Source organism: Allokutzneria sp. NRRL B-24872 (assembly GCF_002155965.1).
In the GTDB taxonomy this organism is placed as follows: Bacteria; Actinomycetota; Actinomycetes; order Mycobacteriales; family Pseudonocardiaceae; genus Allokutzneria.
In genome coordinates this window covers 1-582 of sequence record NZ_MUMH01000305.1, presented here as the reverse complement: position 1 = coordinate 582, position 582 = coordinate 1, and the positions used below count along the sequence as shown (strand labels likewise).

At 72.3% G+C, this 582-nt stretch carries 2 pseudogenes; both read left to right on the top strand.

The features are described from left to right. Positions 1-211, top strand: a pseudogene (locus CCN37_RS40545) (acyl-CoA thioesterase); the annotation flags it as partial. Then, a pseudogene (locus CCN37_RS37630) lies at positions 204-582 on the top strand (hypothetical protein); the annotation flags it as partial. The pseudogenes CCN37_RS40545 and CCN37_RS37630, both read left to right, overlap by 8 nt.

Sequence of the window (582 nt, the reverse complement as noted above, 5' to 3'; positions counted from 1 at the left end):
CCGGGTCCGGGTCGACGTCAGCGACCTGCGCCCGGCCACGTTCGTCATGCGCCACACCGTCCACTGTGGACCGTCCGAGGAGGACAGGGTCGCCGCGGTCGGTGAGGTGCTCGTCGCGGGGTTCCACGTGACAACGACGCGCCCGCGCAGGCTCGCCGAGGAAGAGCGCGAGTTCCTCGCGGAGTACGTGGTGGAGGACGTCCATGCCTGAACTGCTCATCGCCGACAAGGACGAGCGCGACGACCTCGGCGCCTTCGTGGCGCGCGCGGTCCGGCTCGACACCGGAGTCCTGGTCCGGCTGCGCACGCGGTCCAGCGCCAGCGGCGACCAGCTGCTGGAAGCGTGGGCGTCGACCCCGTTCGACACCCTCGTCACCCGCACCGTGCGCGGTCAGGTGGAGCCGAGCGACCTCACGGTCAACGGCAACGAACTGCTGGCCTCGCTCGCCGTCGTCGGTGGTGAGCGGGTCGATCCGGGGCCGCCGCAGGACATCCTGTGGCGCTCCGCGCTCCCGCCCGCCGTTGGCTGGCTGCCCGTGGACGACCTGCCCGCCGAGATGGTCGCCGAGCTGGCCGATCAGG